We start from the raw sequence: 26,998 nt of genomic DNA, 5'->3' as shown, positions 1-26,998 counted from the left end.
GCGTGAGCCTCTACACCCACGGCGGCAAGGTCAACACCGTGGCCCCGGACGCGACCGCGACACCCCACCGCGACGCGAGCATCAAGATGTTCTACGTCAACGGCTGGGAGGACCCCGAGGACGACGCCCGGCACATCGGCTGGCTGCGCGAGCTGTACGAGGACCTGTACGCCGACACCGGCGGCGCCCCCGCGGCGGCCGACGGCGCGTTCATCAACTACCCGGACACGGACCTCGCCGACCCGGCCCGGAACACCGGCGCTCCCTGGCAGACCCTGTACTTCGGCGACAATCACCGCCGCCTCCAGCGCGTCAAGGCGAAGTGGGATCCGCGCGACGTCTTCCACCACGCCCTGTCGATCAGGCGAGCGTGACCTCCACCGGCAGTTTCTTGATGCCGTTGACGAAGTTGGAGCGCACGCGGGGGACGTCGCCGGCCAGCCTGATGCCGGCGATGCGCGGGATCAGCTCCTCGAACATGATGCGGATCTCGGTGCGGGCGAGCAGGTTGCCCAGGCACAGGTGCGGGCTGCCCTTGCCGAAGGTGACGTGGTCGTTGTCGGTGCGGGTGACGTCGAAGTCGTAGGGGTTGCCGAAGACCTTCTCGTCGCGGTTGCCGGAGGCGAACCACATGACGACCTTGTCGCCCTCCTTGACCTGTTTGCCGCCGAGCTCGACGTCCCGGGTGGCCGTGCGGCGGAAGTGGTAGACGGGGGAGGCCCAGCGCAGGAACTCCTCGACCGCCGTGGGGATCAGGGAGGGGTCGTCCTTCAGGCGGGCGAGCTGCTCGGGGTGCTGGAGGAGGGCGAGCATGGAGTGGGAGATGGTGTGCCGGGTGGTCTCGTTGCCGGCCACCACGAGGAGCAGGAAGTAGTTGTCGAAGTCCTGTGCGGAGAGCGGCACGCCGTCGCGCGGCATGGTGTTGACCAGCCGGGAGATCAGGTCCGTGCCGTCGCCGCCGCGCCGCTGCCGGGCCAGTTCCCGTCCGTACTCGAAGACCTCGACGGACGCGGGGGAGCGGAACGGCAGATCGCGGTACTTCTCGCTCTCCTCGCTGTGCAGCAGCACATCCGCGTAGTCGGGGTCGGTGTTGCCGATGATGCGGTTGCCCCAGTCGATGAGCTGCTGGTTGTCCTCCGGCGGCACGTCGAGCAGCCGTGCGAGGACGTTGATGGGGAAGTCCGCGGAGACATCGGCGACGAAGTCGAAGGTGCCCTTGGCCAGGGCGGCGTCCAGGGTCGTCGCGGTCAGCCCGCGCAGGAAGTCGGCGTAGCTGTTGATGACGCTCGCGCCGAACTGCCGCTGGATGACGCTGCGCAGGGCGCGGTGCCGGACGCCGTCCATCTCCAGGATGGAGGCGCGCTTGTTGATCTGGTCGTCGTCGACCTCTTCGAGGTTGACGAACCTCGTCGAGGTGAAGGTCTCCGGGTCGCGGTCGACGCGGGCGATGTCGGCGTGCCGGGTCACCGCCCAGAAACCGGAGTTGGGGGCCTCCTCGGGCTGCCAGTGCACCGGGTCCTCGTGGCGCAGGGTGTGGAACATGCGCCAGGGCGTCACACCGTCGGTGAAGTTGTCGAGGTCGGCGAGGTTGACGTCGGCGAGCGGCATCGGCTCGGTGGCGGAGGTCATCGATGGCTCCAGAAGGTCACAGGTGGTAGGCGTACTCGGTGAACTCCCAGTCGGTGACGTGCCGTTGGAAGCGTTCGACCTCGTTGCGCTTGTAGGTCAGATAGGAGGTGGTGAAGTCCTTGCCGAGCAGCTCGGCCAGGTCGGTGTCCGCCTCCAGCGCGTCCAGCGCGGCGGACAGATCGGTGGGCAGCACCGCCGATCGGGCGGTGTCGTAGCCGTAGCCCTCCAGCGGGGGCGGGGGCTCCTCACCGGCCCGGATGCCGAGGAGCGCGGCGGCGAGCGTGGCGGCGACGGCCAGATAGGGGTTGGCGCTCGCGTCGCCGAGGCGCAGCTCCAGGCGTGCGCCCGCGCCGCGCTCGGGCGGGATGCGGACCATGGCGCTGCGGTTGTCCAGGCCCCAGTCGATCAGCCAGGGCGCGAGGGTGTCCGGGCCGAACCGTTTGTACGAGTTCACGGTCGGGTTGAGCAGCGCGGCGAGGGCGGGAGCGTGGGCGACGATGCCGGCGATCGCGTGCCGGGCGGTGGCCGAGAGACCGTGAGCGCCCGCGGGGTCGTCGAAGGCGTTGCGGTGGTCGGCGTCGTCGCACGACAGGTGCAGATGGAAGCCGGACCCGCCCGCGTCCCCGAACGGCTTGGCCATGAAGGTGGCGAGCCGGCCCTCCTTGCGGGCCAGCTCCTTGACCGCGGCCTTGAAGCGGAAGGAGCGGTCGGCCGCGTCCAGCGCCTCGGAGTGGGTGAGGTTGATCTCGTACTGGCCGCCGTCGAACTCGTGGTTTCCGGTGACGACGCCGAGGCCCAGGTCACGCAGGTGCCGCAGGGTGCGCAGCAGATGGTTGTCGGGATCGGCGCGCAGCCCGGCCGTGTAGACGGCGCCCGTTGTCTCGGGTGAGCGGCGCCAGCCGGTGGCGGTGTCCGGGGCGGGCTCGAGCAGGAAGTACTCCAGCTCGGGGCCGACGATCGGACGCAGGCCCTGCTCCGCGCAGCGCGCGAGCACCGTGCGCAGCAGGTCGCGCGGCGACTCCGGGGCGGGGGCGCCGGTCGCCGGGTCGGTGACCTCGCCGAGACAGGTGGCGACGCCGGGCTCCCAGGGCAGCACGGCCAGGGTCGACAGGGCGGGGCGCACGGTCACGTCGGGCAGGCCGGCGTCCAGGCCGCCCGCGACGGGGACCACGTCGCCCTGCGGGCTGGTGTGGTAGACGGCCCGGCAGAAGGCCAGCCCGTGCGCGCAGGCCGACGGCAGATGGTCCACCAGCACGTCGCGGGCGCGGTCGGTGCCGATGAGGTCGGGATAGATCACCCGGACCACGTCCACATCCTCGGCGGTGAGCCGCTCCATGTGCCGGCGGATGTCTGGGATGTCGTGATCGCTCACCGATGTCTCCTCGGGGCGGATGGGGGAGGGGGTGTGCCGACGACCTGTGCACGGGCCGCCACGGGGCCGCTACTTCGTCGTTTGAGTCCGAACGGTATGGACAGGATTCGTGGTCCCGCAAGAGGGCGGCCCCAAAAATTTATCCACCTGGACAGGTATTGACCAGGGTCCCGCCGCTTCCTATGTTGTTTGAAGCCAAACGAGTCAGGGGTGCGGCTCTCGCGTCCCTTTGGCAAGGGCCCGGCCGCAGGCCGGCCGGGCCCTTCACCCCCTTCGTCACCGCTCCGACGCCCTCACTCCCAGGAGGACCGGCCATGAAGGTCGTAGTCGACATGAACAAGTGCCAGGACCACGGCCAGTGCGTCTTCGCGGCCCCCGACGTCTTCTCCATGGACGACGACGGACACCTGGTCCACGTCTCCGACCCCGACGACACGCTGCGCGACGAGGTCGAGGAAGCCGCCGACGTCTGCCCGCTCCAGGCCATCCGGATCGAGGGCTGAACCCCGTGACCGGACGCGTAGTCGTCGCCGGCGCCTCGATGGGCGGCCTGCGCGCGGCGGAACAGCTCCGCGCGGCCGGCTGGACCGGCGCGATCACCGTCGTGGGCGACGAGCCCCACATGCCCTACAACCGGCCTCCGCTGTCCAAGGAGGTCCTCGCGGGCAAGGCGCCCTTCGCATCGCTGGCCTTCACCCCGAAGGCGGCCACCGCCGACGTCGAGTGGCGGCTGGGCACGAGAGTCGTCGCCTCGCGGCTGGCCGAGCGGACCGTCGCACTCGACGACGGCTCGGAGCTGCCGTACGACGGACTGGTCGTCGCCACCGGCATGCGGCCCCGGCGACTGCGCTGCCCCGGCCCGCTCGCGGGACGCCACACCGTCCGCACGATCGCCGACGCACGGGAACTGCGTGACGAACTGACCCGCCCCGCCGCCCGCGTGGTCGTGGTCGGCGCCGGTTTCATCGGCTGCGAGGTCGCCGCCACGGCCGTAGGACTCGGTGTCCGCGAGGTGACCGTCGTCGACCCGCTGCCCCTGCCCATGGTCGGGCCGCTCGGAGACCTGCTCGGCAGGGCCCTGCTGCGGCGGCACGAGCAGCGCGGGGTGCGCTTCGCACTCGGCACCGGGGTCGCCGGGTTCGAGGGAGAGGAACGGGTCACCGGCGTCGTGCTGAGTGACGGCACCGTGCTGCCGGCCGACGTGGTCGTCGAGTCGGTCGGCTCGGTCGCCAACACCGAATGGCTGGACGGCAACGGACTCGACCTCACCGACGGAGTGCTGACCGACGAGCAGTTGCGGGTCGGCGGCCGCCCCGAGGTCGTGGCGGTCGGTGACGTGGCCCGCTTTCCCAACGCCCGCTACGACGGTGTGTCCCGCCGCGTCGAACACTGGTCCATCCCGACCGACACCGCCAAGCACGCGGCGCGCACCCTGGCCGCGCATCTGGCCGGCGGCCGACCCGACCCGGCTCCCTTCGCGCCCCTGCCCACCTTCTGGAGCGACCAGCACGACTTCCGGTTGCAGTCCTTCGGCGCGCCCGTGCTCGGCCTCGACGACGTACGTGTCCTGGACGGCGACCCCGCCGGCGACGTCCTGGTGGGCTACCACGTCGACGGCCGCCTCGTCGGCGTCGTGGCGCTCGGTGGACACGGCGCCGCCATGGGGGCCGCCCGCTGTCGCGCCCAGTTGCTGAAGCAGCCCGCTCTCACCGCATAAGGAACATAAGGAACCCGTCATGTCCTCAGTCCGTGGTTACTTCCATCCCAAGACGGCGAGTGGTGCCTCGTCGCTGATTCCGTCGCCGCCCTGGCGCTACTCGGGTGACCTGCTGACCGTCGAGTACCGGACGGATCCGGCGCGCGTGCGGGAACTGCTGCCCGAGCCGCTGGAACCGGCCGACGAGGATCCCGGTGCGGTGGCGCTGATCTGGGCCGACTGGCAGTCGTGCGCTCAGTCGGGGGCCGAACTGCTCGATCCCGTGCTGTCCCAGTACAAGGAGGCCTTCGCCGTCGTCCGGTGCAAGTACCGGGGGCGGACCTATTCGCGGTGCGTCCACATCTGGGTCGACAAGGACTTCGCCATCGCGCGCGGGCTGCACCAGGGGTATCCCAAGAAGCTCGGGTCCATCCACCAGACCCGACCGCATCCGTTCGGTCCCGCTCCTCGGATCGAGGCGGGGGCACGGTTCGGGGCGACGCTGGCCGCAGCGGACCGGCGGTTGGCGCAGGCCGTGGTCACGCTGCGGGAGCCGGCGGAGACGAACGGGTTCGTCAACGGGCATCCGATGGCCCATCACCGGTGGCTTCCCTCGATCGAGAAGGGGAAGGGGCTTGCGCTCGACGAGCTGATCGAGTCCGGGGCGGCTTCCTTCGAGGGCGGTCAACCGTGGGTCGGTGACGCCGAGTTGGAGCTGTTCGAGGCGCCTACGGAGGAGCTGGCCCGGCTGGAGGTCCGCGAGCCGATCGCCGCCTACTACCGCCAGGTCGGCGTCGTCTGGGACGGCGGCCGACTGCTGGAATCCGGCACCTCCGACGCCGAGTAGACCCCGCCACCCAGTGAGACCGCAGGAGCAGACCATGAGCGAACACACCATCACCGTTGCCGGGGTGAGCGTCGATACCCGGCACTGGATCGGCGGCGAGCGCGTCGCCTCGGCACAGACGTTCCCGGACGTCTCACCGATCGACGGCTGCACGATCGGCGACATCTCCCGTGGCGCGGCCACGGAGGCGGCCGCCGCCGTGGCCGCCGCGAAGGCCGCGTTCCCCGCCTGGGCGGCCACCTCCCGCGCGGAACGCGCCCGCATCCTGCACGCGATCGCCGACGGGGTCGACAAGCGGATCGAAGAGCTGGCGATCGTCGAGACCACTGACAACGGGGCACTGCTGCGTTCCCACCGCCGGGGCGTCATGCCGCGCGTCGCCCACAACTTCCGCTTCTTCGCCGACTGGTTGCTGAAGCTGGAGCACGAGGACTTCGAGACGCGCGGCCACACCAACCATGTCAGCTGGGACCCGGCCGGGCCCTGTGTGCTGATCACCCCGTGGAACGCGCCGCTGATGCTGGCCACCTGGAAGGTCGCGCCGGCGCTCGCGGCCGGCGACACGGTCGTCCTCAAGCCCGCCGAGTGGTCCCCGCTGACCGCCTCGCTGCTGGCGGACATCGCCGCCGAGGCGGGGCTGCCCGCCGGGGTGCTGAACGTGGTCCAGGGCTACGGCTCGGAGGTCGGTGACGCCCTCACCTCGCATCCGGACGTACGCCGGATCAGCTTCACCGGCTCGGTGCCCACCGCCCGCCGTATCGCGGCGTCGGCCTCGGCGAACCTGACGCCGCTCAGCCTCGAACTCGGGGGCAAGTCACCGCTGCTGGTGTTCGCCGACGCCGATCTCGATCTCGCCGTCGATCTGGCCGTGGAGCAGTACGACAACGCCGGGCAGGTGTGCCTGGCGGGGACGCGTCTTCTCGTCGAGGAGCCGATCGCCGAGGAGTTCACCCGCCGGTTCGTCGAGAAGGCGGCCGCGCTCACACAGGGCGACCCCCGGGACGAGGCCACCGACATCGGGCCCAACATCCACCCCCGCCAGCTGGAGAAGATCGACGGCTTCGTGCGGCGGGCGCTCGACGCGGGAGCGCGCGCGGTCATCGGCGGGCATCGCAACGGCGGCCAGTACTACGCGCCGACGCTGCTCACCGACGTCGCCCAGGACTCGGAGATCGTGCAGGAGGAGGTCTTCGGCCCCGTCCTGACCCTGCAGACCTTCGCCGACGAGGACGAGGCGATCCGGCTCGCCAACGACACCCGGTTCGGGCTGGCCGCCACCCTCGCCACCGGCGACCCCCAGCGCGCCGAACGCGTCAGCGCACAGCTGGTCGCGGGCACGGTCTGGGTCAACTGCTTCTTCGTACGTGACCTGCAGGCGCCCTTCGGCGGCTCCCGCCAGTCCGGCGTCGGGCGCGAAGGCGGCACCTGGAGCTTCGACTTCTACTGCGACCTGAAGAACACCGTCACCGCACCGAAGGGGTGGAAGGACCATGGGTGAGATCGTCGGGGCCGGGCTGCTGGCCCATGTCCCCACCATCGTGCTGCCCGAGGCCGACCGGCTGGAGCTCAACGAGGGCAAGGAGATCACCCTCGTCACCGGTCTGGAACAGCTGCGCAGGGACGTCTTCGAGCGCGACGACTACGACACCGTCGTCGTCCTCGACTCCCACTGGGCCACCACCGTGGAGTTCGTCGTCACCGCGCAAGCGCGCCGGGCCGGGCTGTTCACCTCCGAGGAGCTGCCGCGCGGGATGTGCCGGATGCCGTACGACTTCGCCGGCGACCCCGAACTCGCCCGCAACGTAGAGAAGTTCGCGGACAAGCATGGCACCTGGATCACGGCGATCGACGACGACTACCTGCCGATCTACTACGCCACCATCAACCTGTGGAAGTTCCTCGGGGAGGGACTGCCCGACAAGCGGTGGGTGACCATCGGCGTCTGCCAGACCGGGGACATGGAGGACCATCTGCGCCTCGGCCGGGCCCTGGCCGACGGCATCGCCGCCACCCCGGGACGCCGGGTCCTGCTCATCGCCTCCGGGGCGCTGTCGCACACCTTCTGGCCGCTGCGCGAACTGCGTGACCACGAGGCCAGCGACCCGGTGCACATCTTCACCCCGCAGGCCCGCGAGGCCGACCACGAGCGGATCGCCTGGTTCAAGGAGGGCCGTCACGACAAGGTTCTCGACACCATGGACGAGTTCTGGAAGGTCAAGCCCGAGGCGAAGTTCTTCCACTACCTGATGATGGCCGGCGCCCTCGGCGAGCAGGCCTGTGTCGCCAGGGCCCGCCAGTACGGCGAGTACGAGAACTCCGTCGGCACCGGTCAGGCGCACCTCTGGTTCGACCGCCCCGAAGGCGGCTGGACCGCCACCCCCACCACGACCAACCAGGAGCCCGCCCATGCCTGAGTACCGCCGCATCCTCCTCGACGGCGCCGCCGTCCAGGTCACCGTCGACGGCGACGAACTCGTCGCCGGGGACGGCCGCCGTGTCAAGACCGACGACGCTCAGCACCTGCCGCCGGTCGTGCCCTCCAAGGTGATCGCCGTCCACCTCAACCACCGCAGCCGGGTCGACGAGTTCCGGATCGGCCTGCCCGACACCCCGACCTACTTCCACAAGCCGACCTCGGCCCTCAACTCCCACCGGGGCGCCATCGTCCGCCCCGAGGGCTGCAAATGGCTCAACTACGAGGGCGAGGTCGCCATCGTCATCGGCAAGACCGCCCGCAACATCTCCCCGGCCGAGGCGGGCCAGTACATCGCCGGCTACACCGTCGCCAACGACTACGGGCTGCACGACTTCCGGGACACCGACGCCGGCTCCATGCTCCGCGTCAAGGGCTCCGACACCCTCTGCCCGCTCGGGCCCGGCCTGGTCACCGACTGGGACTTCCACGGCAAGAGCCTGCGCACCTATGTCAACGGAAAGGTCGTCCAGGACGGCTCGACCGACGAGATGAAGTGGGACATGCACTACCTCGTCGCCGACATCGCCCGCACCATCACCCTCCACCCCGGTGACGTACTCCTGTCCGGTACCCCCGCCAACTCCCGCCCCGTCCAGCCCGGCGACGTCGTCGAGGTGGAGGTGGAGGGCCTCGGCCGGCTCACCAACCACATCGTCACCGGCCCCACCCCGATCCGCGCCGACGTCGGCGCCCAGCCCACCGAGTCCGAGGAGGTCCTGTCCACCGCGCTCGGCGGCGACTGGGAGTTCCGCGGCATCCGCCCGCCCAAGCGCTGACCGTGCGTACGGCCGGGGCCGAGCGTGCGGCGGTGTCCGAGGCTGCGGGTAAGGTCGCGAACATGACCGCATCCGACGAGGGAGCCGGGGGACCCCAGGGCTCCGAGGGCCGCAAGCCGCGCCGGCGCATGAACTACGGCGAGGGCCGCGAGGCCCTGCTCAACGCCGCGGTGCGGGTCGTGGCGCGGGGCGGGCTGCGCAAGCTCACCTACCGGGCGGTCGCACAGGAGGCGGGCACCACGCACGGACTGGTCGTGCACCACTTCGGGTCGCGCGACGCGCTGATCGAGGAGGCCCTCGCCCACGCCATCCGCACCTCGCTCAACACCAGCGCGCTCGAACCGGGCACCGGCAAGGTCGCCGACTTCTCGGTCGGCGTCTCCGACATGGTGATGGCCGACCCGGACATCCAGGCCTTCCAGTACGAGCTGCTCCTCGAGGCCCGGCGCCGCCCCGAGCTGCTCCCGCAGATCCGAGCCCTGTACGACGACTACTTCGACGCCACCGAGCGCGAGCTGTCCCGCATGCTGCCCGACGCCGCCGGCCGCCCGCTGACCCGGCTGGTGTTCGCCGCCCTGGACGGGCTGGTGCTGCACCAGCTCGTCTTCGGCGAGCCCGAGACCACCGACGCCGCGATCGAGGAGCTGCGGGGCCTGCTGCGGCTGCTGGCGGCCGACAGCGACGAGGCACCCGAGAACGCCAGCTGACCTGCGGTTTTGAGGACCCCGGGGAGCTGTGGCCCGGGGTCCACTCGCGTTGCCGTATCAATTCTCGGCAATTCTCGGCACCCCCCTTGCCAAACGGATAGTTCCAGCCCACCATGAGGCAACTCGTTTGGCCTGAAACGAAGTCCCCTTTCTCCTGGCAGGTGATCCGAGTGGACAGTCAGACAGCGGTCCCGAACAGACAGGCCGCGCCCGACGCCTCCACCGCAGGCAAGCTCAAGCCCAACTCCCTCGGCGTGCTGGGCATCCTCTTCTTCGTCCTCTCCGCCCAGGCGCCGCTGACCGGCGTCGCGGGCGCCGTCCCCATCGCCGTGGCCATCGGGAACGGGGCCGGCGCCCCGGCCGCGTATCTCGCCGCGGGCGTGATCATCCTGCTGTTCTCCGTCGGCTTCGTCGCCATGGGCCGGCATGTGGTGGACGCCGGGGCCTTCTACCGGTACATCGGCAAGGGGCTCGGCCGGAACATCGGCAACGGCAGCGCCGGCATCGCCCTCTTCGCGTACTGCGCGATCCAGGCCGCCATGTACGGCCTGTACGGCGCCACGGTCAGCGGTCTGCTGGCGCACCACACCGGCGCCGACGTCCCCTGGTGGGTGTGCGCCCTGGTCACCATGGCGATCGTGCAGGTCCTCGGCGCCCTGGGCATCGAGATGGGCGCCAAGGTGCTGGCCGTGTTCGTGCTGGCCGAGTTCAGCATCCTGAGCGTCTTCGCGGTCGTGACCTTCGCCAAGGGCGGCGGGCCCGAGGGGCTCGGCTTCGCGGACACCTTCTCGCCCGGTGCGGCCCTGGACGGGGCGCCGGGCGTGGCCCTGATGTTCGCCGTGGCGTCGATGATCGGCTTCGAGGCCACCGCGATCTACGGCGAGGAGGCGCGCGAGCCCCGCAGGACGGTGCCCCGGGCCACCTATCTCGCCGTCGCCCTCGTCACCGGCTTCTTCGCCTTCGCCTCCTGGATGCTGATCTCCTCCTACGGCGCCTCGAACGCGGCCGGAGCGGCCGGGCAGGCGCTGGAGGGCGGTGACTCCACGGCGTTCGTCTTCGCACCGATCGCCGCCGAGTTCGGCACCTGGGTCAACGACGTCCTGCCCGTCCTCCTGGCCACCTCGCTCTTCGCCGGCATCCTCGCCTTCCACAACTCGGCCAACCGCTACCTGTTCTCGCTCAGCCGCGAGGGCCTCCTGCCGCGCGGGCTGTCGGCGGTCAACCGCCGGCACTCGCCGGGTGTCGCGGGCTTCGTGCAGACATCGATCGCCGTCCTGCTGGTGATCCCGTTCGCCCTGGCCGGCAAGGATCCGGTGCTCACCCTGTTCTCGTGGGGGAGTGGCATCGCCGTACTGTCGATCATGCTCCTGTACTTCCTGACCTCGGTCTCGGTCGTCGCCTTCTTCCGGCGCGAGCGCCTCGACACCCGGCCGTGGAACACGCTGATCGCCCCGGCGCTGGGGGCGGTCGGAATCGCCGGTGCCCTCTGGCTGATCGTCGAGAACTTCACCACCCTCATCGGCGGCGACCGCACCACCGCCGTATGGCTCCAGCTGACGGTCCCGGCCGTGCTGGTGCTGGGCGTCGTCGCGGGTCGGCTGACGCGCTCGGCACGTCCGTAGGGCCCGCCCGCCATCCGGTCGCGGAACCCCGGCCGGATGGCGGCGGCCGTCCCTGTGCGGCCATTTCGTCGACATCGAAGAGTCTGATCTGGAGGTCCCGCATGCCCGCCGTCTCCCACGAGGAGTGGCTGCGTCGAGCCAAGTCCCTGGAACTGTCCGGCGCCCATCACATCGACGGCGCCGACGAGCCGGGCGGGGGAGGGGCCTTCGCGGTCGTCTCACCCCGGGACGGACAGGCGCTGGCCCAGGTCGCCGACGCGGGTGCCGCCGAGGTGGACGCCGCCGTCGCGGCCGCCCGCCGGGCCTTCGACGCCGGGTCATGGCCACGCCTCGCGCCCGTCGAACGCGGCCGGGTGCTGCTGCGCCTCGCCGACCTGCTGGAGGAACGGCGCGCGGAACTGGCGCTGACCGTCAGCCTGGAGATGGGCAAACCGATCACGGACGCGTACGACATCGAACTGCGCGCCGCCGTCCACACGTTCCGCTGGTACGGCCAGCTCGCGGACAAGCTCACCGACGAGTCCCCGCACACCGCCCCCGACGCCCTCGCCCTGGTCACCCGTGAGCCGGCCGGTGTCGTCGGGGCCGTCGTGCCCTGGAACTTCCCCCTGACGCTGGCGAGTTGGAAGGTCGCCCCGGCGCTCGCGGCCGGCTGCACGGTCGTACTGAAGCCGTCCGAGAACTCCCCGCTGTCCGCCCTGCTGCTCGGCCGGCTGGCCACCGAGGCCGGCCTGCCGCCGGGCGCTCTCAACGTCGTGAACGGCCACGGCCCCGTCGCCGGACGCGCCCTCGGACTCCACCCCGACGTCGACGTCCTGGCCTTCACCGGCTCCACCGCCGTCGGCCGCCACTTCCTGCACTACGCCGCAGACTCCAACCTCAAGCGGGTCTGGCTCGAACTCGGCGGCAAGTCGCCCAACCTCGTCCTGCCCGACGCCCCCGACCTGGAGCGGGCCGCCGCCACCGCGGCCTGGGGCATCTTCTTCAACCAGGGCGAGATGTGCACCGCCCCCTCCCGGCTCCTGGTGCACTCCTCCGTCGCCGAGCGCGTCACCGAGGCCGTCGTACGCCGGGCGCGCGAGCTGCGGGTCGGCGACCCCCTCGACCCGGCCACCGAGATGGGCGCCCTGGTCGGCGAGGCCCACCTCGGCCGCGTCCTCGGCCACATCGGCACCGGTCGGGACGAGGGGGCACGGCTGCGCACCGGCGGTGAGCGCGCCCTCGCCGAGTCCGGCGGCACCTATCTGGAGCCGACCGTCTTCGACCGGGTCGACCCCGGGATGCGGCTGGCCCGCGAGGAGATCTTCGGCCCCGTCCTGTCCGTCCTCGCCTTCGACGACCTGGACGAGGCGGTACGGCTGGCCAACGCCACCGAGTACGGCCTCGCCGCCGGCCTGTGGACCTCCGACCTCTCCACCGCCCACCGCGTCTCCCGCGCCCTGAAGGCCGGCACGGTCTGGGTCAACTGCTACGAGGAGGGCGACCTCACCGTCCCCTTCGGCGGCATGAAGCAGTCCGGCAACGGCCGCGACAAGTCCGTGCACGCCCTGGAGAAGTACACCGAGCTCAAGACCACCTGGATCCAGCTGTGACCCGCCCCCTGATCGCGATCCCCGCCCGCTTCTCCGCCACCACCTCGGCCCTCCGGTACGCCGCCGAGGTCAACGCCCGCGCCCTGATCGAGGCGGTGTGGCGAGCGGGCGGCGAACCGGCGGGCGTCCACCCCGCCGCCGGAGACGTCGCGGCCCGCCTGGTCCGCTTCGACGGCGTCCTGCTCCCCGGCGGCGGCGATCTCGCTCCCCACCGCTACGGCGCCACCGAAACCCACGCGGCCGTCTACGACGTGGACGAACTCCAGGACGCCTTCGATCTCGCGGTCGCCCGCCGGGCACTGGACCTCGGCCTGCCCCTGCTGGCGATCTGCCGGGGCATGCAGGTCGTGAACGTCGCGCTCGGCGGCACGCTGGAGCAGGACATGGGCGGCCCCGATCGCGAACACCGGCACCTCGTGCACCCGGTGGCGATCGAGCGCGGCACCTTGCTGGAACAGTCCACCGGCGCCGAGAAGGCGGAGGCGTCCTGCTACCACCACCAGCGCGTGGACCGCCTGGGCGAGGGACTCACGGTCACCGCGCGCGCCGCCGACGCAACGGTGGAGGGGGTCGAACTCCCGGGCGCGAAGGGGTGGTTCACGGCCGTGCAGTGGCACCCCGAGGACACCGCGCACCGGGACGAGTCCCAGCAGGGACTGTTCGACGCCCTGGTGCGGGCGGCCGCACACGAGCGCCGCTGAACAGGCTCTCAGGCCTTCGGCCGCCGCCCGCTGCGCCGAGGCGCCGGCTCGGCACCGTCGAGCAGGGCGAGCCGCCGCTCCTCGCCCTGCTCCTCGACCTGGAGCACCACCTGGCGCAGCCCGTCCGCGACGCTGCGGCACTCCGCCTCGCTCAGCCGCCCCGCCACGAACGCCTCCTCCTCGTTGAACGCCGGGAACAGCCGTCGCATCAGCGCCTCGCCCTCCTCGGTGAGGCTGAGCAGCACCAGCCGGCCGTCGCCGGGGTGCCCGGCCCGCTTCAGCAGGCCCCGCCCCTCCAGCGTCCGCGACACGCCGGTGAGCGTCCCCTTGGAGATCCCGGCCTCCTCCGCGACATGCCGGGTCTCCGACTCGCCCCACACCCAGACCACCCACAGCACCACGAACGCCGTCCAGGTCAGGTCGGCCCCGCGCAGCACGGAGTTCTCCAGGTGCTGGCGGACCGTGGAGGCCGCGCGGTAGATGTTGGCGACGACCGCCATCTGCTCCCGGTGCAGCGGGATGCCGCCGAGCTTGGCCTCGGCCAGCTTCTCGGCAGCGGTGATCGATCGTTGGCCGGGCATGGCACACTCCTTCGCCGCGGGCGCGTCGGAACGCGATGTCGTTCGGGACCAAATTGTACGGAGTGAGGGGCATCGCCCGTCCGGCGGGACATGGATCGGCCGGTGCACGTCGCCCTCCCCCGAAGGCGGCGTGCACCGGCCCTTTCCCCCGGCGCCGGACTGCGGACTCTGATCCCCGTACGCGGCAGCGGATCCGTGCCGTCACCAGCACATGACCGCTGTCTCCCCCGAACCCCAGTTGGCGTACAGGCGCACCCGGACGAAGTAGCGGCGGCCCTTGACCAGACGGGCCTTGAGCGTGGCGTTGTGCGCGGTGCCCCCGTCGTCCTGGGCGGTGAGGTAGCGGGGCTCGCCGTCCCGCTCCTCGAAGATCACCACGACCGTGTCGCTGTCGCCGAAGGTGCCCAGCGTGTACTCGCGGGTCTCCGGCGGCTCGATGACGAAGTCGGCCTGCTCGGCCGGGCCGAGCCGCAGCGGCACCGAGCGGAAGGGCACCAGCTCACGCGGTCCCGGGGCCTCGGTGGGCGGGTACCAGCGGCGGACGAACTCCTTGTCGGCCCTGGACAGCACACCCGGCGGGTTCAGGCCCGCACGGAACTGCTCCGGCTCCAGGATCAGCCCGTCCGAGAAGGGATACTCCATGATCGAGTGCGGGTCCCAGACGGAACCGTTGACCTCGTTCGGATCGAGCTTGCGCAGGATGTTGAAGAACGTCTTGTCCCGGCTCCAGAAGTTCGGCGGGCCCGCCAGATCGGCGTACACGGCCTCGTCGTCCCAGTGGATGCCGGCGAACGGGCTCTGGTGCTCGTGCAGCATGCCGAGCGCGTGCCCGATCTCGTGCAGCGCCGTCCCGCGCTCGCCGGGCACCGTCAGGTCCCAGCCGAAGTTCATGGTGCGCTCGTTCAGGCCGATCCGCAGCGAGTCCTTGCCCACCGTCGACCAGGACCCGTCGCCGAGCTGGAACCCGATCCGCAGCTCGGCCTCCGACCGGTCCCGCACCTCCTGGAACGACAGCCCGATGCCGAGGCCCTGCCACTCCTGGAAGCACTCGCGTACGACGTCCTGCTGCTCCTTGCTGCCGGCCCACGCGACGCGCCGGGTCTCGCCGGTCTCCGGGTCCGGGATCGAGGACGCGTCGGAGTCCCGGTCGAAGAAGTAGTAGTGCAGCACCGTGCCGTTGACCCACATCCGGTGCCCGCTGATGAGCGCGTTGAGCCGCTCGGCGGCCAGCCCCGGTGCGAAGGCGGGCGCCGACTGCTGCGCGAGGGAGCAGTAGCGAGCGGTCATGGCGAACAGGTTGCCGTGGGGCCGCGCCGGGCGCCTGAGTCGAGGGCTACTCAAGTACGCGTGTATCAGAGGTGAGTCACGGCGCTCCTATTGCCGTGACGATTTTCGAACGCGACGCGAAGACCCTGGAACTGCCGTGGCGGTTCACCGGCCGCGAGGACGAACTCGAACTGGTCCGGGGCGCCTTGAGCGCCGGCCGGCACGGCATCGTGATCACGGGACCGGCCGGCAGCGGCAAGACCCGGCTCGTCACCGAGGCCGTCCGCGGCACCGACTGCGCCCGGGTGGCCGGCACCCCCGGGACCCGCCGTGTCCGCTTCGCCGCGTTCGCACACCTCGTCCCCGAGACGGCCTCCCTGCACATCGCGTTCCAGCACCTGTCCGGCGTACGGCTGCTGCTGGTCGACGACGCCCATCTGCTCGACGACGCCTCGGCCGCCCTGGTCCACCAGCTCGCCGTGCACGGCCGCACCCGTCTCCTGGTCGTCACCGCCGACGGCGCCCGGGCCCCGGGCGCGATCACCCGGCTGTGGACCGGCGAACTCCTGCCCCGCCTCACCCTGGAGCCGCTGCCCCGCGAGGAGACGGCTCTGCTGCTCGCCGCCGAGGCCGCGGGCGCCGGCCTCGAACCGCTCACCGTCAACCGGCTGCACCGCCTGTGCCAGGGCGACCTGAGGCTGCTGCGCGACCTGGTGGGCGCGGTGCGCGAGCGCGGGCTGCTCAGCCGGGTCCCGGGCGCCGACGAATGGGCGTGGCGCGGCCCGGTGCCGCTGACACCGACCGTGCGCGAGCGCACCGCACCCGTCCTGGACCGCCCCTGCCCCGAGCAGCGCGAGATCCTCGAACGCCTCGCCTTCGCCGAGCCGTTGCCGCTGGACATGGAGCAGGACCGGCTCGATCCGCGCGCCCTCGAACACCTGGAGGCCGACGCCCTGGTCCACGTCGACGACCGGGGCGCCGTCCGCCTCGCCCACCCCCTGCACGGTCCGGTGCTGCGGGCGGCGACCGGCAGGCTGCGGGCGAGGCGGCTGTCCCGTACGCCCGAGGAGTGGGGCCCCGCCGTCGACGCCGAGCGGGCCGCGCTGAGCCGTCGTATCGAGCGGGCGGACGTACGGGCGATGCCGACGCCCGTGGGGGAGTGGCTGGTCGCGGAGGGCGCGCCGGTACCGGCCGGATACGCGGCCGTGCGCGCCCGGTTCGCGCGGCTGCGCGGTGAGCTGCGGGAGGCGGCGGCGTGGGCGCGGGAGGGGCTGCGGGCCGACGGCGCCGACCCGTCCTGCCGTCGCGAACTCGCCCTCGCCGCGGTGCAGTCGGGCGACCCGACCGCCGCGCACCAGATCCTGGGTGGCCGCCCCGACGGGGGTGGGGCGGTCACCCGGCCGGCAGCGGTCCGCGGCGAGGCCGGCCAGGCGGCCGAGGCGATCGTCGGCGATGACGTCTACGACGCCGTCCGCCTCGGCGTCCCCGAGCCTGCCGCGGGCCGCCTGACCGGCGTCTTCGCCGAGCACGCCGACGCCCTCGCCCGCGCCGACGGCCCGGCCCTCGACCGGGTGGCCGAACGGCTCCGGGAGCGCGGCTTCCTGCTCTTCGCGGCGGAGGCGCACGCCCAGGCCGTACGCGCCCACCGCGACCCGCGCGCCGCCCGCACCTCACGCACGCGTGCCGTCGCCCTGGCCCGCCGCTGCCAGGGGGCGCGCACCCCGGCCCTGTCCGGACTGGTCCTCGGCGAACTGACCGTCCGTCAACGGCAGATCGTCACGCTCGCGGCGAAGGGCCTGAGCAACCGGCAGATCGCCGAGAAGCTCACCCTGTCCGTCCGCACGGTCGGCAACCACCTCTACAGCGCCTACGCCCGCCTCGGCGCCAGCGACCGCGGCGCGCTCCCGTGGCTGGTGGAACTGCCGGACACGCAGTCGGCGTGAGCCGTCCCGGAGGGGCCGGAGCGGCCGGTGTGATCCGCGTGCCGATCCGCCGTGGTCGGGGGGCGCCGAGCCGACGGGTGAGGCGACACGCGCGCCTCGCCCGCCACGGCCCCGGGGACGTCGCCGAGTCCGCGTGGCCTGCGACCCGGCGCACGTCCCGGTTTCCGCTCGGCAGAACCCGCCGGTTCATGCCCAGCGCGGCGTCACGCCGCCCCGAACGCCGAGAACGCCCACCCCGTGGCCCGATGCAGCGCATCCCCCGGCAGGGCCGCCCGCGCGTCGCGCAGGGACTCCGCAAGGGAGCGGCCCTCGCCGAGACCCTTGTGGAGCGCGAGCATCAGCGGGACCACCGCGGCGTCGTTGACGGGAGCCGTGCACGCCACCACGCCCGCCGTGCCCAGCGGCAGCAGCGCGGTCACCAGGCCGAGCAGTTCGTCGGCGCCCACGGAGGCGAAGCGGGCGGTGTCGCAGCAGGAGAGGATGATCCGGTACGGGCTGCGGTCCAGGCGCTCGAAGTCGTGCACGATCAGCGGCCCGTCGGCCATCCGCAGCGACGAGAACAACGGGCCGTCCGCCCGGAACGTGCCGTGCGCGGCGATATGGGCCAGCGCGGCTCCGTCCAGCTCCTCCAGCACGCGCGGCACCCGCGCCTCGGCGTGCTCCAGGACGACGGCACCGCCGTACCGTCCGGCCAGGTGCGGCACCTCCGCGCCGCCCGTCGCCAGCCCCGGACCGCGCACCAGCACCTGACGGCCGCCCGGCGGCGGCTCGGTGTCCCGGGCGCGCAGCCAGCCGCTGGCCGACGGCGACACGCTGAGCACCCGCTCCCGCAGCGCCGGCAGCAGCGCCCACGGCACCCGGTGCAGCCGGGCCGGCGGCACGACCACGACCGGACCGTCGCCCAGCCGTGCCGCCGCCGGGCCCAGCAGCAACTCCTCCAGGCGCCGCCCGGCGGCCTCCACCACCGCCAGCCGCCCCTCCGCGCCCGGGTGGGCCAGCCGCCGCAGCCCGGCCTGGACGTGCTCGGTCTCCCGCTCCGCCTCGGCCAGCAGCCCGGCCTCGAACCGGCGCACCCGCCCCTGCCCGCACAGCAGCACCTGCACCCGCCCGTCCAGCACGGCGAGTTCGACCAGCCGCGTGTCGTCGCCCAGCCGCCGCAGCAGCCGGACCGGGTCGAAGCGGTGGCCGTCGCCGGGCGTGTCGCCGCGCAGGTGCAACGTCCGGGAGCGGATCTCGCGCTCCAGGCGCCGCTGCTCGCGCTCCAGCGCCGGAATCGGACGGGCGTCCCGGCGCGCCTCCTCGGCGCGCGCCGCGATCTCCCGGAACGCGGTCAGGTCGCTCTGCAGCTCCGGATCGGCCGGCGGCCGGGTCGGCGGCGTCGACAGCGCGGTGTTGCGCCAGCGCTCGCTCCACACCAGCAGCCGGCGCGGGCTGCCGGAGTCGAGGCTGGCCTGCTGGGCCAGCGCGGCCAGCTCGGCGCCCTGAGCGGTGGCGCGGGCACGCAGCTCCGAGGCGCCCAGCGTCATCCGGTGGGCGTCGAGCACGTCCAGGCCGCGCCGGCAGGCCTCCAGGACGCCCCGCCCCGAACCGGCCGCCCGCGCCCGCAGCGCCTGCGCCGCCCAGCCCGTCACCCGGGCCAGCGGCGGCCCGCTGTGCCGGCTGCGGGCGGCGACGCCCAGATGCCGCTCGGCGTCGGCCCGCCAGCCCAGGGTGAGCGCGATCCGGCCGGCGAGCAGCGACGCCTCCGGCGCGGCCGGGGCGCCGAAGGACGCCAGCCGGTCGGCGACCGCCGCCGTGTCGGCCACCAGCCGGCCCGAACTGCGCCCGGCGGCCACCCGCGCCTCGATCAGCACCAGCCGGGCATGCGTCTCCCACCAGCTGCGCCGCTGCCCGGCGAACAGGCGCACGGCCATGTCGGCGCGCGCGATCGCGGTGTGCGCGTCACCCGCGAGGCGGGCGGCCTGCGCGGCGGCCAGCAGCAGCTCGGCCTTGCGGGTGGACTGGCCGCCGATGCCGTCGAGCACGGCGATCGCCCCGTCCGCCTCGGCCAGCGCCTCCGGGGCCAGCCCGGCGGCCATCAGCACCTCGCAGCGGCGGATGTTGAGCATGAACGTCGGCGTGCCGAGCTTGGCGTACCGCTCCTCGGCCTCGTCCAGCAGCCGCAGCGCCACCGGGATGTCGCCCGACCGGAACGCCGCGAGCCCCCGGCTCTCCACCGCGTCGGCCTTGTCGTGCTCCTGGCCCGTGGTGTCCCACAGCGCCTCCGCTGCCGTGAAGTCGGCGTCCGCCCGGTCCACCGCGCCCAGCGTCAGATGCACGGTGGCCCGCAGGGTCAGCGCCCGCGCCGTCCAGATGACGTCGTCCACCTGCCGCAGCACGGGTATCGCCCGGCGTACGTCCTCCAGCGCCTCCCGGTGCCGGCCCAGGACCCAGCGGGCGTAGGCCCGGCGGAACAGCACCCGGGCGCGGGTGTGTCCGCTGCCGCGCTCGATCCCGCGCTCCAGCGCGGCGAGCCCCTGCTGAGTGCGCCCCGCATGCACCAACGCGACCCCGAGCGCCGCCAGGACATCCGCCTCCCGGTCGGCCGACTCCGCGCGTGCCGCGAAGTCCCGGGCGCGCCGCAGATGATGGAGGGCGATGCGCATGTCGCCCCAGTCCCGCTGCCAGATGCCGATCACCTGATGGGCGACGGAGGCGTGCAACGGCGACGGATCGGCGTCGAGCACCCCTTCCGCCCTCGCCAGCGCGTCGTTCGGGGCGGCGAACACCATCGGCAGCAGTTCGAGAACCGAGTCGCTTCCCGCTGTCACTCCACGGATGGTAGTTGCCTCGGAACCGTGCCACACGGGTTTGGCGCTGTATCAAACGCCGGCCCCACGGCTCTGACTGAAGAACGTCGCCTCAGGGGGAGGACACGCCATGGCACCACAGCGATTCCACGAGCAGTTCGAGCTGATCCAGCGCTCCATGCCCGACGTCCCGCTCGCGATGGGACCGGACGACTCGGCCGAGTTCATCTACGAGAAGGGCTATGTGCTGGTCCGCGACGGTGACGACGCTCGCCTCGTCGAGGACACCGTACGGGCGCACTTCACCGCCGAGCCCGACCTGGTTCAGGACAATGTGCGCCGCGCGGGTCCGCAGACCAACCGCTCGGGCATCACCCGCATCAAGGTCGGCGACCCCGGCGAGGGCGACCGCAGCGGCGACCGCACCGTGGCGCACGCCCTGCGCGCGCTGCGGGAGACGGAGGGCCGGGCCGGACGGCGGCTGGTCAGCCGCAACCACCTCGTGGGGATCACGGGCGGCGTCAACTCCTGCCCCGGCGACGAGCCCGCGCCCGCCCGGCGCGCCGAGGGACTCAACCCCGCGGCGGCCGAGGGCACTTACGACGCGGACACCGCCGTCGGCGTCCTCGTCGTCGACACCGGCCTCATGCACGACTACCGGTCCCACCCGCTGCTGGCCCACACCGAGGGCGACGCCCAGCTCAGGGAGTGCGACGACCAGGGCATCCTCCAGGAGTACGTCGGCCACGGCACGTTCATCGCCGGGCTCGTCGCCGCCGTCGCGCCCAACACCGACGTCACGGTCCGCAACAGCCTCACCGACGCGGGCGCCATCCTCGAGTCCGAGTTCGGCGAGAAGCTCTTCGAGGCCGTCGACGGCGGCTGGCCCGACATCCTCAGCCTCTCCGCCGGCACCGCCAACGGCCGCACCGACGGCCTGCTCGGCGTCGAGGCCTTCATGCGGGAGCTGCGGGAACAGCGCACCCTGCTGGTTGCGGCGGCCGGCAACAACGGCAGCGCCACGCCGTTCTGGCCCGCCGCCTACGCCGACCTGCCCGACTACCAGGACGCCGTGGTGTCGGTCGGCGCCCTGCGCACCGACGGCGAGTTCGGCGCCTGCTTCAGCAACCACGGCCCCTGGGTGAAGGTGTACGCGCCCGGCGAGCGCCTCACCGGCGTCCTCACCGGCTTCGACGCGCCCGTGCCGTACGTCTACCGGCACTCCACCTACGACGCCTGCCGCTACGGCTTCGGCTACGCCTGCACCTGCCAGTCCCCGCGCCACACCGGTGTGCTGAGCGAGGAGGGCGGCAACGCCAAGCCGGACCAGGTGATGTTCGAGGGGGTCGCGCACTGGAGCGGCACCTCGTTCTCCACCCCGCTCGTCGCCGGCCTGATCGCCGCCCACATGACCGCGCAGCAGGAGAGCGACCCGCGCGTCGCCCGGTACAAGATGCTCGCGGCGCACTCCGGGTACGCGGAGGTGCGGGGGGCGCACGTTCCGGCGCTCCGCCCCGCCACCTGGCGTCCTGCCGCCGTCACACCCCCGGCTCCTCGGTCATGAGGGTCGGAACCATCCCCTCCGCGGCGTACGATGACTTGCCGTACACGAGGGGTGGGACTGTGGACCGTGCAGATGTCGGTGCGTTGGTCCAGTCCGCCGTCGACGGGGACGCGGCGGCCTGGAAAGCGCTCGTGGAAGGGCTGAGCCCGCTGGTGTGGTCCGTCGTGCGCGCGCACCGGCTGGGGGACGCCGACGCGCACGAGGTGTACCAGACCGTCTGGTTCCGCTTCGCTCAGCACCTCGGGCGCATCCGCGAACCCGAGAAGGCCGGTTCGTGGCTCGCGAGCACCGCACGGCACGAGTGCCTGAAGGTCCTCAAGAGCCTGAGGCGGCTGACCGTCACGAACGATCCGCAACTGCTCGACCGGGTCAGCGAGGACCGCACGCCCGAGCAGTCGGTCCTGGACTCCGAGGAGGCCGCCGCCGAGTCGGAGCGCATTCGCTGGATGTGGCAGGAGTTCGAGGAACTCGGCGAACGCTGCCGCCAGTTGCTGCGGGTGCTGATGGCCTCGCCGCCGCCCAGCTACCAGGAGGTGTCCGCCGCACTGGGCATCGCCGTGGGCAGCATCGGGCCGCTGCGCCAGCGCTGTCTGCGCCGACTCCGGGACCGACTCGACGCACGGGGAGCGCTGTGAACGACGACATGCACGACGAGGCGACGGACGAGGAACCCTTCGACGACGACGGGTTCGACGTCGAACTGCTGGAGGAGGAACTGCGCCAGGCGGCGGCCATCCTCGACCCCGTGCCGCCCCAGCTCAGGCAGCTCGCCGTCGAGGCGTTCGCCCTGCACGACCTCGACGCCCGCATCGCCGAGCTGACCTTCGACTCGGTGGTGGACGCCATTCCGGTCAGGGGGGCCACGGACGTGCCGCGGATGCTGACCTTCCGCGCGGGCGAGGTGACCGTCGACGTGGAGGTGACCGCGCAGGGTCTGATGGGGCAGGTGCTGCCGCCGCAGCAGGCGCGGATCGAGGTGCTCGGCGGACCGCAGACGGCCATGTCGGTCGACGCCGACGACATGGGCCGCTTCACCAGCGACGCACCGCCCACCGGCCCGTTCGCCCTGCGGCTGCGGACCGGCGGGGAGGTCGTGGTCACCGAGTGGCTGCGGGCCTGAGCCCCCGGGTCAGCGGGAGGCGGCGTTCACCAGTGCCGTCAGCGACCGTGCGAGCCGGGTGAGTCCGGGACCGGCCGGACCGCCCGGCTCCGTCATGTACAGATCCCGCCGGATCTCGATCATCAGGGCACTGACGCGCGGCTCACGGCCGTAGAACTCCAGCGGGACGTACGTCCCGCTGAACGGACTGTCCAGCCCCGTCTCCCCGCACGGCGCGAACGCCTCCCGCGCCGCGGCGAGCAGCTCGGGCGGGGTGTGGAAGGGGTCCGTGCCCAGACAGACCGGTGGCCGCGGGCCCTCGCCGTGCAGCTCGTAGGGGAGCCGGGCACTCGGATAGGAGTGCACGTCGACGATCACGGCCCGGCCGGTGGCGGCCAGCCGGTCGGCCACGGCCCGGGTCATGGCCTTCGCGTACGGCCGGAAGTACCGCTCGACGAGGGGTTCGGGGTCGGTGCCGGCGGGCCGCAGCTCCGTGAGGTGCGTGGTCCGTGTGTAGACGGCGCCCATGCCCACGGCCAGCATCTCCTCCCGCTCGTCCGGGAACCGCTCCGGGTCGACGACCAGCCGGGACAGCCGGTTCACGAACCGCCACGGGACGACCTCCGACTCCCCGGCCGCCCGGACTGCCAGCTCCGCGGTGTGCGCGTCGACGATGTGGTCCAGCTCCCGCTCCAGCGCCCGGTCGTCCAGCACGATGCCCGCGCGCACCTCGGGCGGTATCTCGCGGGCCGAGTGCGGCACATGCAGGATCACCGGCGACCGGGCCGCCCCGGGGAGCAGTTCGAACGACGGCGCGGCAGAGGGCGTCACGGCTGCTCCCGGGGCGTTGTCAGTGGCGTGGTGCACCATCACAACATGACCATCGGCAACCAGCAGGTGACCACCCACCGGCTCTCCCGGACCGACGCCCGCCGCATCGCCGTGCGCGCCCAACTGCTGGACGGTGCCCGGCGGCCGGACGGACTGCTGGAGGTCGTACGGCGGCTGACCCTGCTCCAGGTCGACCCGACCGCCGCCGTCGCGCCCAACGCCGACCTCGTGGCCTGGAGCAGGCTCGGCTCCGCGGGGTACGCGCCGGCCGAGCTGACCGCCGCGCTGGCGGACCGGACCTTGCTGGAGCTGCGGGCGATGATCCGGCCCGGTGAGGATCTCGCGCTGTACCGCGCCGAGATGGCCGAGTGGCCGCAGCGGGGGACGCCGTCGTCCTGGCGCGAGTACCACGGCATGTGGGTGACCGCCAACGACTCCTGCCGCCGGGACATACTCGTCCGGCTCGCCGCCGCGGGGCCGCTGCCCTCCCGTGAACTGCCCGACACCTGCGAGCTTCCGTGGCGGTCCAGTGGGTGGAGCAACAACCGCAATGTCACCAAGCTGCTGGAGCTGATGGTGCAGCGCGGCGAGGTCGCCGTGGCGGGGCGCAGCGGTGGCGACCGGCTGTGGGACCTGGCCGAGCGGGTCTACCCCGACGCGCCCGCGGTCCCCGTGCAGGAGGCGCTGCGCATCCGGGACGAGCGGCGGCTGCGCGCCCTGGGCATCGCGCGCGCCCGGGGCCCGGAGTGCCAGGTCGAGCCGGCGGACGTGGGGGAGGCCGGTGAGCCGGCGGTCGTCGAGGGCGTGCGGGGCAAGTGGCGGGTCGATCCGGCCCAGTTGGGGCAGCCGTTCACCGGACGGGCCGCCCTGCTGTCGCCGTTCGACCGGCTGATCCACGACCGCAGACGCACCACGGACCTCTTCGGCTTCGACTACCAGTTGGAGATGTACAAGCCGCCCGCCAAGCGCCGCTGGGGCTACTTCGCGCTGCCGATCCTGTACGGCGACCGGCTGGTGGGCAAGCTCGACGCCACCGCCGACCGTGGGAAAGGGGAGCTCAGGGTCGACGCGATCCACCAGGACGAGCCGTTCGACCGGACCGTGAGCGCCGAGGTCGGCCGTGAGATCGAGGACCTGGCGCGCTGGCTGGAGCTGGAGCTCGTGCTGCCGAAGCAGCCGTGAACATGGCTCCGCCCCGGCCGGGCGAGGCACGGCCGGGGCGGGTTGCTCATGCGGACCTGTCGGACCGCTCGGCCCCTGTCAGGGGCGCCCGGGTCAGCTCAGGGACGCGAGCGCCTCGTTCCAGGTCGCCGACGGACGCATGACCGCGGCGGCCTTGGCCGGGTCGGGCTGGTAGTAGCCGCCGATCTCGGCCGGCTTGCCCTGGACGGCGATCAGCTCGTCGACGATCTTCTGCTCGTTCGTCGCGAGCGTCTCGGCGAGCGGGGCGAAGGCCTTCGCCAGCTCCGCGTCGTCGGTCTGCTTGGCCAGCTCCTGCGCCCAGTACAGGGACAGGTAGAAGTGGCTGCCGCGGTTGTCGATGCCGCCGACGCGACGGGTCGGGGACTTGTCCTCGTTGAGGAAGGTCGCCGTGGCGCGGTCGAGGGTGTCCGCGAGGACCTTGGCGCGGGTGTTGCCGGTGGCGGTCGCGTACTGCTCCAGGGAGGGCACCAGCGCGAAGAACTCACCGAGGGAGTCCCAGCGCAGGTAGTCCTCCTTGACCAGCTGCTGGACGTGCTTCGGCGCGGAACCGCCGGCGCCCGTCTCGAACAGGCCGCCGCCCGCCATCAGCGGGACGACCGACAGCATCTTGGCGCTGGTGCCCAGCTCCAGGATCGGGAACAGGTCGGTGAGGTAGTCACGCAGGACGTTGCCCGTCACCGAGATGGTGTTCTCGCCGCGGCGGATGCGCTCCACCGACAGCTTGGTGGCCTCGACCGGGGCGAGGATGCGGATGTCCAGGCCCTCGGTGTCGTGCTCCGGCAGGTAGGCGTTGACCTTGGCGATCAGGTTGGCGTCGTGGGCGCGGGTCTCGTCCAGCCAGAACACGGCCGGGTCGCCGGTGGCGCGGGCGCGGGTGACGGCCAGCTTCACCCAGTCCTTGATCGGCGCGTCCTTGGTCTGGCAGGCGCGGAAGATGTCACCCTCGGCGACCGGCTGCTCGATGAGCACGTTGCCGGCCTGGTCGACCAGCCGGACCGTACCGGCGGCCTTGACCTCGAAGGTCTTGTCGTGCGAGCCGTACTCCTCGGCCTTCTGCGCCATCAGGCCGACGTTCGGGACCGAGCCCATGGTCGACGGGTCGTAGGCGCCGTTCGCCCGGCAGTCGTCGAGCACGGCCTGGTAGACGCCGGCGTAGGAGGAGTCCGGCAGCACCGCGAGGGTGTCGGCCTCCTGGCCGTCCGGGCCCCACATGTGGCCGGAGGTGCGGATCATGGCCGGCATCGAGGCGTCCACGATCACGTCGGACGGCACGTGCAGGTTGGTGATGCCCTTGTCGGAGTCGACCATGGCCAGCTCCGGGCCCTCGGCGATCTCCGCCTCGAAGGACGCCTTGATCTCGGCGCCGTTCGGCAGCGCGTCCAGGCCCTTGAGGATGCCGCCGAGACCGTCGTTCGGGGACAGACCGGCGGCGGCGAGGGCGGCGCCGTACTGGGCGAAGGTCTTCGGGAAGAAGGCGCGCACCACGTGGCCGAAGACGATCGGGTCGGAGACCTTCATCATCGTGGCCTTCAGGTGCACGGAGAACAGCACGCCCTCCGCCTTGGCACGGGCGACCTGAGCCTTGAGGAACTCGTTCAGCGCGGCGACGCGCATCACGGAGGCGTCGACGACCTCACCGGCGAGGACCGGTACGGACTCGCGCAGGACGGTGGTGGAGCCGTCCTCGGCGACGTGCTCGATCTTCAGCGAGCCCGCCTCGGAGATCACGACGGACTTCTCGGTGGAGCGGAAGTCGTTCTCGCCCATGGTCGCCACGTTCGTCTTGGACTCGGGGGTCCAGGCGCCCATGCGGTGCGGGTGGGTCTTGGCGTAGTTCTTGACCGAGGCGGGGGCGCGCCGGTCGGAGTTGCCCTCACGCAGGACCGGGTTCACGGCGGAGCCCTTGACCTTGTCGTAGCGGGCCTGGATGTCCCGCTCCTCGTCGGTCTTGGGGTCGTCCGGGTAGTTCGGCAGCGCGTAGCCCTGGGCCTGCAGCTCGGCGATGGCGGCCTTGAGCTGCGGGATCGACGCCGAGATGTTCGGCAGCTTGATGATGTTGGCGGCGGGCGTCTTGGCCAGCTCACCCAGCTCGGCGAGGTGGTCCGGGATGCGCTGGTCCTCGGTGAGGTACTCCGGGAACACCGCGATGATGCGGCCGGCCAGCGAGATGTCACGCGTCTCCACGGCGACACCCGCCTGCGAGGCGTACGCCTGGACCACCGGCAGGAAGGAATACGTCGCCAGGGCCGGGGCCTCGTCAGTGTGCGTATAGATGATGGTCGAGTCAGTCACCGGGTGCTCCGC

The 26,998-nt window shown here is 72.4% G+C and carries 23 protein-coding genes; 16 read left to right on the top strand and 7 right to left on the bottom strand.

The window, feature by feature from the left end; genetic code table 11:
* Nucleotides 1-2: 2 nt before the first annotated feature.
* On the top strand, nucleotides 3-374 hold the full coding sequence (locus IM697_RS27595) for a BBE domain-containing protein (protein ID WP_228044192.1): 372 nt from the start codon (nucleotides 3-5) through the stop codon (nucleotides 372-374).
* Here IM697_RS27595 and IM697_RS27590 read toward each other — a convergent pair.
* The gene (locus tag IM697_RS27590; protein WP_194038809.1) at nucleotides 361-1,629 is read right to left on the bottom strand and encodes a cytochrome P450; all 1,269 of its coding nucleotides are present in this window, start codon (nucleotides 1,627-1,629) and stop codon (nucleotides 361-363) included. The two genes, IM697_RS27595 and IM697_RS27590, sit on opposite strands and share 14 nt — an antisense overlap.
* 16 nt (nucleotides 1,630-1,645) lie before the next feature.
* Nucleotides 1,646-2,965 carry a glutamine synthetase family protein gene (locus IM697_RS27585; RefSeq protein WP_194049893.1) on the bottom strand — a complete coding sequence of 440 codons (1,320 nt, stop codon included), beginning with the start codon at nucleotides 2,963-2,965 and terminating at the stop codon, nucleotides 1,646-1,648.
* 350 nt (nucleotides 2,966-3,315) lie between these two features.
* On the opposite strand from IM697_RS27585, the gene IM697_RS27580 reads away from it, so the two are divergent.
* The 10 genes from IM697_RS27580 (at nucleotide 3,316) to IM697_RS27535 (ending at nucleotide 13,418) form a co-directional block, all read left to right on the top strand.
* Nucleotides 3,316-3,504, top strand: coding sequence for a ferredoxin (locus IM697_RS27580; RefSeq protein WP_194038808.1), 189 nt, complete (start codon nucleotides 3,316-3,318; stop codon nucleotides 3,502-3,504).
* Between the two features lie 5 nt (nucleotides 3,505-3,509).
* Nucleotides 3,510-4,718: an NAD(P)/FAD-dependent oxidoreductase gene (locus IM697_RS27575; protein ID WP_194038807.1), complete on the top strand. Its 1,209-nt coding sequence runs from the start codon at nucleotides 3,510-3,512 to the stop codon at nucleotides 4,716-4,718.
* 19 nt (nucleotides 4,719-4,737) lie between these two features.
* Nucleotides 4,738-5,544, top strand: a complete 807-nt coding sequence (locus IM697_RS27570; RefSeq protein WP_194038806.1) for an acetoacetate decarboxylase family protein — start codon at nucleotides 4,738-4,740, stop codon at nucleotides 5,542-5,544.
* Between the two features lie 34 nt (nucleotides 5,545-5,578).
* On the top strand, nucleotides 5,579-7,042 hold the full coding sequence (locus tag IM697_RS27565) for an aldehyde dehydrogenase (protein ID WP_194038805.1): 1,464 nt from the start codon (nucleotides 5,579-5,581) through the stop codon (nucleotides 7,040-7,042).
* Nucleotides 7,035-7,958 carry a 3,4-dihydroxyphenylacetate 2,3-dioxygenase gene (locus IM697_RS27560; RefSeq protein ID WP_194038804.1) on the top strand — a complete coding sequence of 308 codons (924 nt, stop codon included), beginning with the start codon at nucleotides 7,035-7,037 and terminating at the stop codon, nucleotides 7,956-7,958. Before IM697_RS27565 ends, IM697_RS27560 begins: the two co-directional genes overlap by 8 nt.
* Nucleotides 7,951-8,796 (top strand): fumarylacetoacetate hydrolase family protein, encoded by an 846-nt coding sequence (locus tag IM697_RS27555; protein WP_194038803.1) that lies wholly within the window; start codon nucleotides 7,951-7,953, stop codon nucleotides 8,794-8,796. Before IM697_RS27560 ends, IM697_RS27555 begins: the two co-directional genes overlap by 8 nt.
* Before the next feature lie 62 nt (nucleotides 8,797-8,858).
* The gene (locus IM697_RS27550) at nucleotides 8,859-9,503 is read left to right on the top strand and encodes a TetR/AcrR family transcriptional regulator (RefSeq protein WP_194038802.1); all 645 of its coding nucleotides are present in this window, start codon (nucleotides 8,859-8,861) and stop codon (nucleotides 9,501-9,503) included.
* A gap of 170 nt (nucleotides 9,504-9,673) precedes the next feature.
* Nucleotides 9,674-11,125, top strand: coding sequence for an APC family permease (locus tag IM697_RS27545; protein ID WP_194038801.1), 1,452 nt, complete (start codon nucleotides 9,674-9,676; stop codon nucleotides 11,123-11,125).
* Between the two features lie 101 nt (nucleotides 11,126-11,226).
* A complete protein-coding gene (locus IM697_RS27540) occupies nucleotides 11,227-12,717 on the top strand; it encodes an aldehyde dehydrogenase (protein WP_194038800.1) in 1,491 nt (496 codons plus the stop codon).
* Nucleotides 12,714-13,418 (top strand): gamma-glutamyl-gamma-aminobutyrate hydrolase family protein, encoded by a 705-nt coding sequence (locus IM697_RS27535; RefSeq protein WP_194038799.1) that lies wholly within the window; start codon nucleotides 12,714-12,716, stop codon nucleotides 13,416-13,418. Before IM697_RS27540 ends, IM697_RS27535 begins: the two co-directional genes overlap by 4 nt.
* A gap of 8 nt (nucleotides 13,419-13,426) precedes the next feature.
* On the opposite strand, the gene IM697_RS27530 is transcribed toward IM697_RS27535, so the two are convergent.
* Nucleotides 13,427-13,999 carry a MarR family winged helix-turn-helix transcriptional regulator gene (locus tag IM697_RS27530; RefSeq protein WP_194038798.1) on the bottom strand — a complete coding sequence of 191 codons (573 nt, stop codon included), beginning with the start codon at nucleotides 13,997-13,999 and terminating at the stop codon, nucleotides 13,427-13,429.
* A gap of 201 nt (nucleotides 14,000-14,200) precedes the next feature.
* Nucleotides 14,201-15,286, bottom strand: a complete 1,086-nt coding sequence (absR1, locus tag IM697_RS27525) for a beta-glucuronidase AbsR1 (RefSeq protein ID WP_194038797.1) — start codon at nucleotides 15,284-15,286, stop codon at nucleotides 14,201-14,203.
* Between the two features lie 95 nt (nucleotides 15,287-15,381).
* Between absR1 and IM697_RS27520 the strand changes: the two genes are divergently transcribed.
* Nucleotides 15,382-17,208 (top strand): LuxR family transcriptional regulator AbsR2, encoded by a 1,827-nt coding sequence (locus IM697_RS27520; RefSeq protein ID WP_194038796.1) that lies wholly within the window; start codon nucleotides 15,382-15,384, stop codon nucleotides 17,206-17,208.
* Nucleotides 17,209-17,411: 203 nt separating this feature from the next.
* Here the strand turns inward: IM697_RS27520 and IM697_RS27515 are convergent, their stop codons facing one another.
* Entirely contained in the window at nucleotides 17,412-19,979 is a 2,568-nt protein-coding gene (locus tag IM697_RS27515; protein WP_194049892.1) for a CHAT domain-containing protein, read from the bottom strand.
* 148 nt (nucleotides 19,980-20,127) lie between these two features.
* Here IM697_RS27515 and IM697_RS27510 point away from each other — a divergent pair, with 148 nt between their 5' ends.
* The 3 genes from IM697_RS27510 to IM697_RS27500 are packed head-to-tail and all read left to right on the top strand — an operon-like array spanning nucleotide 20,128 to nucleotide 22,681.
* On the top strand, nucleotides 20,128-21,561 hold the full coding sequence (locus IM697_RS27510; protein ID WP_194038795.1) for a S8/S53 family peptidase: 1,434 nt from the start codon (nucleotides 20,128-20,130) through the stop codon (nucleotides 21,559-21,561).
* Between the two features lie 59 nt (nucleotides 21,562-21,620).
* Nucleotides 21,621-22,196: an RNA polymerase sigma factor gene (locus IM697_RS27505; protein WP_194038794.1), complete on the top strand. Its 576-nt coding sequence runs from the start codon at nucleotides 21,621-21,623 to the stop codon at nucleotides 22,194-22,196.
* Nucleotides 22,193-22,681 (top strand): hypothetical protein, encoded by a 489-nt coding sequence (locus tag IM697_RS27500; protein WP_407699553.1) that lies wholly within the window; start codon nucleotides 22,193-22,195, stop codon nucleotides 22,679-22,681. Before IM697_RS27505 ends, IM697_RS27500 begins: the two co-directional genes overlap by 4 nt.
* A 9-nt stretch (nucleotides 22,682-22,690) precedes the next feature.
* On the opposite strand, the gene IM697_RS27495 is transcribed toward IM697_RS27500, so the two are convergent.
* Nucleotides 22,691-23,530 carry an N-formylglutamate amidohydrolase gene (locus IM697_RS27495; RefSeq protein ID WP_194049890.1) on the bottom strand — a complete coding sequence of 280 codons (840 nt, stop codon included), beginning with the start codon at nucleotides 23,528-23,530 and terminating at the stop codon, nucleotides 22,691-22,693.
* A 6-nt stretch (nucleotides 23,531-23,536) separates the two neighbouring features.
* Between IM697_RS27495 and IM697_RS27490 the strand changes: the two genes are divergently transcribed.
* Nucleotides 23,537-24,673, top strand: a complete 1,137-nt coding sequence (locus IM697_RS27490) for a DNA glycosylase AlkZ-like family protein (protein WP_194038793.1) — start codon at nucleotides 23,537-23,539, stop codon at nucleotides 24,671-24,673.
* 93 nt (nucleotides 24,674-24,766) lie between these two features.
* Here IM697_RS27490 and IM697_RS27485 read toward each other — a convergent pair whose 3' ends face one another.
* Complete coding sequence (locus IM697_RS27485) at nucleotides 24,767-26,986, bottom strand: NADP-dependent isocitrate dehydrogenase (RefSeq protein ID WP_194038792.1); 2,220 nt, start codon at nucleotides 26,984-26,986, stop codon at nucleotides 24,767-24,769.
* Nucleotides 26,987-26,998 lie beyond the last annotated feature (12 nt).

The organism is Streptomyces ferrugineus, assembly GCF_015160855.1.
GTDB classification, from domain to species: domain Bacteria; phylum Actinomycetota; class Actinomycetes; order Streptomycetales; family Streptomycetaceae; genus Streptomyces; species Streptomyces ferrugineus.
The sequence above is the reverse complement of the archived record's forward strand: the minus strand, read 5'-3'. Positions and strand labels throughout refer to the sequence as shown.

Excerpts from the sequence above, each read along its gene's own strand:
- IM697_RS27590 (WP_194038809.1), bottom strand. The coding sequence starts at position 1,629 with ATGACCTCCGCCACCGAGCCGATGCCGCTCGCCGACGTCAACCTCGCC.
- IM697_RS27540 (WP_194038800.1), top strand. The coding sequence starts at position 11,227 with ATGCCCGCCGTCTCCCACGAGGAGTGGCTGCGTCGAGCCAAGTCCCTG.
- IM697_RS27530 (WP_194038798.1), bottom strand. The coding sequence starts at position 13,999 with ATGCCCGGCCAACGATCGATCACCGCTGCCGAGAAGCTGGCCGAGGCC.
- absR1 (WP_194038797.1), bottom strand. The coding sequence starts at position 15,286 with ATGACCGCTCGCTACTGCTCCCTCGCGCAGCAGTCGGCGCCCGCCTTC.
- IM697_RS27565 (WP_194038805.1), top strand. The coding sequence starts at position 5,579 with ATGAGCGAACACACCATCACCGTTGCCGGGGTGAGCGTCGATACCCGG.
- IM697_RS27490 (WP_194038793.1), top strand. The coding sequence starts at position 23,537 with ATGACCATCGGCAACCAGCAGGTGACCACCCACCGGCTCTCCCGGACC.
- IM697_RS27555 (WP_194038803.1), top strand. The coding sequence starts at position 7,951 with ATGCCTGAGTACCGCCGCATCCTCCTCGACGGCGCCGCCGTCCAGGTC.
- IM697_RS27570 (WP_194038806.1), top strand. The coding sequence starts at position 4,738 with ATGTCCTCAGTCCGTGGTTACTTCCATCCCAAGACGGCGAGTGGTGCC.
- IM697_RS27495 (WP_194049890.1), bottom strand. The coding sequence starts at position 23,530 with ATGGTGCACCACGCCACTGACAACGCCCCGGGAGCAGCCGTGACGCCC.
- IM697_RS27515 (WP_194049892.1), bottom strand. The coding sequence starts at position 19,979 with ATGGTGTTCGCCGCCCCGAACGACGCGCTGGCGAGGGCGGAAGGGGTG.
- IM697_RS27510 (WP_194038795.1), top strand. The coding sequence starts at position 20,128 with ATGGCACCACAGCGATTCCACGAGCAGTTCGAGCTGATCCAGCGCTCC.
- IM697_RS27580 (WP_194038808.1), top strand. The coding sequence starts at position 3,316 with ATGAAGGTCGTAGTCGACATGAACAAGTGCCAGGACCACGGCCAGTGC.
- IM697_RS27585 (WP_194049893.1), bottom strand. The coding sequence starts at position 2,965 with ATGGAGCGGCTCACCGCCGAGGATGTGGACGTGGTCCGGGTGATCTAT.
- IM697_RS27550 (WP_194038802.1), top strand. The coding sequence starts at position 8,859 with ATGACCGCATCCGACGAGGGAGCCGGGGGACCCCAGGGCTCCGAGGGC.
- IM697_RS27560 (WP_194038804.1), top strand. The coding sequence starts at position 7,035 with ATGGGTGAGATCGTCGGGGCCGGGCTGCTGGCCCATGTCCCCACCATC.